Here is a 5,108-nt window from a genome sequence, read left to right as displayed (position 1 = left end):
GGAGGGGGCGGGGTGGACGGCGAGGGACGAAGGGGAGTTCGGCGACGGTCCGCAGCATGGGAACGACGGGTGTCCGCGCCCCGATGAGCAGGTCCTCGTGCCACCGGCAGCCGCCGTCCAGGAAGGTCAGGAGTCGTTCGGCGGGTACGCCGCCGAAGAGGCGGCCGAAGAAGTCCGGCCCGTCGATCCTGCCGGTGTCCAGCGCCCGCAGCATCACCGAGTCCATCGCCCGCGCCCGCAGCCGGTGGGCGGGCGGCACCCGCAGCGGCACGCCCGAGCGCAGCCGCGCGGCCACGACACGGCTCTGCCGTTGGATGGCGGCGAAGGTGTACCCCGTCGAGGGGCGGGTCGCGCCGCCCGCGGTCCCGATGCGATACACCGAACGCCCCACGCGGCGCGGGAAGCGGCCGTCGGTCATGGGGATGACACCGTGCTCACGCGCCGTCACCTCGAACGTCCCCAGGCCGAGGATCTCCCGGGTGTACCGGTGCAGGGCCCGCCGGTAGCCCTCGGGGGTCAGCGGAGCGGGGGAGAACTCGGTGTACTCGACGAGTGCGGTGTGCGGGTCGAGCGGCAGGACGTATCCGAAGGACAGGCCCCGCTCGGGCTGGGGCGTGCGGAAGTCCATCATAGCGGCCGCGCACCAGGGCGCGTTCACCGGCCCCGTCCCGGGCGCGGACCTCGGCACCGCCACCGGGGAGATCGCGTACCGAACTCACCGTGGCCGCCACCCGGCGCACCCCGGGCGCACCGGAGAGCCGCTGGTGCACGAAGGCCTCGAAGTCGTCCGAGCGCAGCATCTTGTACCGCAGCCGCGGCAGCCGGGCCACCACGGTCCCGCCGTCCGCGGAACGTACCCGCAGCCGGGACCAGGAGGCGGTCAGCGACGCGTCGTAGGGCCCCGGCTCCGGCTCCCAGAAGCACCAGGTCCGCCGCGGCGGACTCAGCCGACCCGGCGGCGCGTCGACGACCACCACGGACAGAGGGCGGCCGCCCGGCGCGCACAGATGGTGGGCCAGGCTGAGGCCGGCCGCCCCGGCCCCGACGATGACCACATCGACGTCGGTGAAATCAGCTGGCACGGCATCCTTCCCCACGGACATCGGGCCACGCCCGCACCCGGCATCGTCTACCCACGCAAGACATACATAGTCAGACGCGGGTGCTGCGCGGCGTGACACGCCCAGGAGGGTATTTCTCCCTGATGAGACCCGGCCCTGCCCCGGCCGCCTCGGTGCTCCTCATCAGGGACGGAAGGTGCGGCGGTAGGCGTCAGGTGGTACGCCGACACTGCGGTGGAAATGTCGGCGCAGGGTCGTGGCGGTGCCCGTGCCGGTGGCCGCGGCGATGGTGTCCACGGTGGCGCCGGTGGTCTCCAGCAGTTCCTGCGCGCGGCGAATGCGCTGCGAGGGCCAGGACATCTACGCCGTCACCGCGCCCCTCGTCACCGAGGCGCTCAGGCGCGTCCTGACCGGCCGCACCACGACCGTGGGCGTCGCCTCCGCCGGTGAGACCTTCGACGCACCCGACTTCCTGCAGGCGCTCGACCCGCACATCACGGTCGACCTGCACCCGCAGAAGCGGCGGCCGGTTACACGGTGACGTTGCGGTCCACGTACTCGAAGACCGAGCCGTCCGGGTGCAGCGCGATGAGGTTGCGGCCCGCCGGGGTCGGCACCGGTCCCGCGATGACCCGCGCGCCCGCCCGGGTCAGCGCCTCGTTTGCCTCGTCTACGTCCTTGACGGCGATGGTCGCCCCCACCTTGCGCAGCACCTCCAGCTCCGACTCCGGCCCGCTCATCAGCAGGAAGCAGCCGATCGCGGCCACCGACACCCCACCGCGCTCGAAGCGCAGGGCCGACGTGCCGGTCAGCCCTTCGTAGAAGGCCACCGCGGCCTCCAGGTCGTCGACGCAGATACGCAGCGTGGTTCCGAGGATCTCCATGCGTACGAGGGTAGTTGGCGGCCGTGACCGGTGTGATCGATTCCGGGCGGGCCGGAGCCCCGCTTCACCTCACACCCGGCACAGCACCTCACCGTGCGGGACCATGAACCAGCCGTCGCCCTCCCCGCCCCAGGACCGCCACGCCCCGGCGATCTCCGTGAGCTGCTCGGTACTCGCATGACCGCCCGCCACCGCCAGCTCGGCGTAGACCGAGTCCGTCGTGCGGTCCGCCCACAGGCCGCTCCACCAGGCGCGGCTCTCCGGAGTGGCGAAACACCAGGCGGCCGCGGTCGGGGTGATGTCGGTGAACCCGGCCTGCCGGGCCCAGGAGAGGAGGCGGCGGCCGGCGTCGGGCTCGCCGCCGTTGCCGCGGGCCACCCGGCCGTACACGTCCTGCCAGACGTCGAGGCCGGGGGTCTGCGGGTACCAGGTCATCGCCGCGTAGTCGCTGTCCCGGGCCGCGACCACACCGCCGGGCCGGCAGACCCGCCGCATCTCGCGCAGCGCCCGGACCGGGTCGCCCACGTGCTGGAGCACCTGGTGGGCGTGGACCACGTCGAAGGAGTCGTCGGGGAACTCCAGGGCGTGCACGTCGGCCACGGCGAACTCGACGTTCTCCAGGCCCCGTTCGCCCGCCACCGCGGCGGCCTGGCCCAGGATGTCGGTGGCGGTGTCCACCGCGGTGACCCGCCCGGGTGCGACCAGTGCGGCCAGATCGGCGGTGATGGTTCCCGGGCCGCAGCCGACGTCCAACACGGCCAGGCCGGGGCGGAGTTCGCCGAGGAGGTAGGCGGCCGAGTTGGCGGCGGTCCGCCAGCGGTGCGAGCGCAGGACGGACTCGTGGTGGCCGTGCGTGTACACGGCGGTCTCCTTCGGCATGACGTGACGCCCTCCCTCTCCCGGAAGCCCCGCGCCGACGGGCGCGGCGACGGAACCACCGTACGCCGCGATGCCGAATGGTGAGATGGCCGTCTTGCTATGCGGACGAACTCGCGTCCGTCGTGTTCTCAGACGGGCATCGGGCAGTAGACCGTCAGCGCTTCCGGCAGCTTGTCGATCATCAGCTCCGTTCCGGAGTGGGCCACTTCACCGTCGTACGCGTACGGGGTCCCCGGCGCGAGTCCGCCGATCCGCACCCGGCGCCGCCGCACGGCGGCATGGGCGGGGGAGCGGGTCAGCGGTCCCGCCACCGCCGCCGCCAACAGGCGCAGCGCGGGGCCCCGCCCGCCGTGGACCACCCGGACGTCCAGCAGGCCGTCGGCCAGGTTGTGGCGTCGGCCCGGGTTCGGGCCCACGCGTCGGAAGAGCCCGTTGCCGACGAAGACCAGCCACAACGGCCGCCTGCGGCCCTGGAACTCGGCCTCCAGCGGTCGCTGGCCGCGCAGCACGTGGAACGCCGCGAGTACGCCCGCGGGCCAGCCGCCGATCCGCGGCGACCAGTGTTCCCGGGTGCGCACCAGTTCCGGATAGGCGCCCAGCGAGAAGGCGTTGAGGAAATAGCCGTCGGCTCCGTCCGCGCCCTTGGGGCCCGGCCGGAAGCGGCCGAGGTCCACCCGGATGGCGTCGCCCGCGGTGAGAGCGGCGGCGGTGTCGTGGACGGTCTCGATGCCCAGGTCGTAGGCGAAGTGGTTGAGCGTGCCGCCGGGGAAGACCGCGAGGGGCATCCCGTGCGTCGCGGCGACGGAGGCCGCCAGGTTCACCGTGCCGTCGCCGCCGCAGACTCCCAGGGCCCGGCCCTGGTCGGCCGCCTCGTCGAAGGCCGTCGGCAGGTCGGCGGGTGCGACCTCCATGACGGTCGCCATCGGCAGCGCCTCGCGCACCAACGACGCGGTCGCGGTCGCGGTACCGGACTCCCGGTTCACCACTACGACGAGGTCCTTGCCGGCGGGCAGCGCCGGGGCCTCGCCGGGCGGACGGCCGGGGGCGGGGAGCTGGCCCCGGGTGGGGACGACCCCGCGCAGGGCGAACGCGGCTCCTATCCCGAGCGCCGCGCCCGCGAGCACATCGCTCGGGTAGTGGACCCCGGTGTAGACGCGGGAGGCCGCCACGGCCGCCGCGACCGGGGCCACGACCGCGCCCCAGCCCTTGGACTCCAGTGCCACTCCGGTGGCGAAGGCGGCCGCCGACGCGGCGTGGCCGGAGGGGAAGGAGGTGGTGATCGGCTGCCGCTTGAGTTGCCGCATCACCGGCACCGCGTCCAGGATCGGCCGGTCACGGCGCACCGCGCCCTTGCCGACGGTGTTGATCGCCGCCGAGGCCACGGCGAGGGACGCCACCCCGCGCAGCGCGGCCCGGCGCGAACGCGCACTGCTGCCGAGGACGGCGATCCCGGCCGCCGTCCCGAACCAGAGCAGCCCGTGGTTGGCGCTCCGGCTGAGCCGGGGCAGCAACGGATCGGCCCCCGGCCAGTGCCGGTCCGCGACGCTCCGGAAGACGGCCAGGTCGCGCCCCTGCAGCCAGCCGCGCAGCCGGGCGACGGCGGGAGCGGAGGAGGCGGTGGGTGAGGTTCTCGGTGTGGCCATGGGTCAGCGAATACCCGCCGGGGCCACGCTGAACCAGCAGGCGCGCTGAGACTCCGGCCACGCGCCACCACCGACCGGCGGAACGGCCGAGGCGGTGACGCCCCCCGGAGCGGGCGCGCGATTGGGCGGGCGGGCCGCCCGGAACCTCCGTATAAAGAAGCCAGAGGCCGTCTGCCCGGCCCCGGGCAGACGGACCCCGGGGACGCGGGTTCCCGGGCAGCCGGACCGTGGGCACGGGGCGAGTCCGGCGGGGCGAGCCGCGAAGGCTCACAGATGCGGCGCGACGAGCGGCGGAGGAGGCCCGGATGCAGGGAACCGAGGACACCGGCCCGGCGGGGGAGCGGGCCGGCGGGCAGGATGCGGCTCGGGGGCCGGAGGGCGTTGCGCCTGGGCAGGAGGGGGTCCGTCGGCCGGGGAACCGTGCAGGCCGCGCGCAGAACGAGCGTGCTCACGACCCGGCCTCTGCCCAGGGTGGCCCCGCTGACGACTCGGCCCACCGGTCCGGCGACGGCGCTTCGCGAGCCCGGGGCGACCAGACCTGTCTGCCGGGCGACGCTGCCGCCCGCGCCCAGGGTGACCAGGCCCGCCGGCCCGGTCACCCCGCCGCCCGCCCGCACGAGGATCACGGCCCCGTCCGGTAC

Annotated in this window: 3 protein-coding genes and 3 pseudogenes; 1 reads left to right on the top strand and 5 read right to left on the bottom strand. The window is 74.6% G+C overall.

Annotated elements, in window-relative coordinates; all coding sequences use genetic code 11:
- Both D3105_RS32530 and D3105_RS32525 read right to left on the bottom strand, forming a co-directional pair.
- Nucleotides 1–1,103, bottom strand: a pseudogene (locus D3105_RS32530) (lycopene cyclase family protein); the annotation flags it as partial.
- Nucleotides 1,104–1,244: 141 nt separating this feature from the next.
- Nucleotides 1,245–1,409 (bottom strand): annotated as a pseudogene (locus tag D3105_RS32525) (helix-turn-helix domain-containing protein); the annotation flags it as partial.
- On the opposite strand from D3105_RS32525, the pseudogene D3105_RS32520 reads away from it, so the two are divergent.
- Nucleotides 1,402–1,602 (top strand): annotated as a pseudogene (locus tag D3105_RS32520) (hypothetical protein); the annotation flags it as partial. The pseudogenes D3105_RS32525 and D3105_RS32520 sit on opposite strands and share 8 nt — an antisense overlap.
- On the opposite strand, the gene D3105_RS32515 reads toward D3105_RS32520, so the two are convergent.
- The 3 genes from D3105_RS32515 to D3105_RS32505 all read right to left on the bottom strand — a co-directional run bounded on the left by D3105_RS32515 (nt 1,592) and on the right by D3105_RS32505 (nt 4,467).
- Nucleotides 1,592–1,945, bottom strand: coding sequence for a VOC family protein (locus tag D3105_RS32515; protein WP_003965046.1), 354 nt, complete (start codon nt 1,943–1,945; stop codon nt 1,592–1,594). The pseudogene D3105_RS32520 and the gene D3105_RS32515 sit on opposite strands and share 11 nt — an antisense overlap.
- Before the next feature lie 69 nt (nt 1,946–2,014).
- Nucleotides 2,015–2,824 (bottom strand): methyltransferase domain-containing protein, encoded by an 810-nt coding sequence (locus D3105_RS32510; protein ID WP_118906428.1) that lies wholly within the window; start codon nt 2,822–2,824, stop codon nt 2,015–2,017.
- 128 nt (nt 2,825–2,952) lie between these two features.
- Nucleotides 2,953–4,467, bottom strand: coding sequence for a bifunctional phosphatase PAP2/diacylglycerol kinase family protein (locus tag D3105_RS32505; protein ID WP_118906427.1), 1,515 nt, complete (start codon nt 4,465–4,467; stop codon nt 2,953–2,955).
- Between the last annotated feature and the right edge of the window lie 641 nt (nt 4,468–5,108).

This window comes from Streptomyces globisporus, assembly GCF_003501885.1.
Taxonomy (GTDB): Bacteria; Actinomycetota; Actinomycetes; order Streptomycetales; family Streptomycetaceae; genus Streptomyces; species Streptomyces globisporus_D.
The sequence above is the reverse complement of the archived record's forward strand: the minus strand, read 5'-3'. Positions and strand labels throughout refer to the sequence as shown.

Coding starts and splice junctions, on each gene's coding strand:
- D3105_RS32505 (WP_118906427.1), bottom strand. CDS start 4,467: ATGGCCACACCGAGAACCTCACCCACCGCCTCCTCCGCTCCCGCCGTC.
- D3105_RS32515 (WP_003965046.1), bottom strand. CDS start 1,945: ATGGAGATCCTCGGAACCACGCTGCGTATCTGCGTCGACGACCTGGAG.
- D3105_RS32510 (WP_118906428.1), bottom strand. CDS start 2,824: ATGCCGAAGGAGACCGCCGTGTACACGCACGGCCACCACGAGTCCGTC.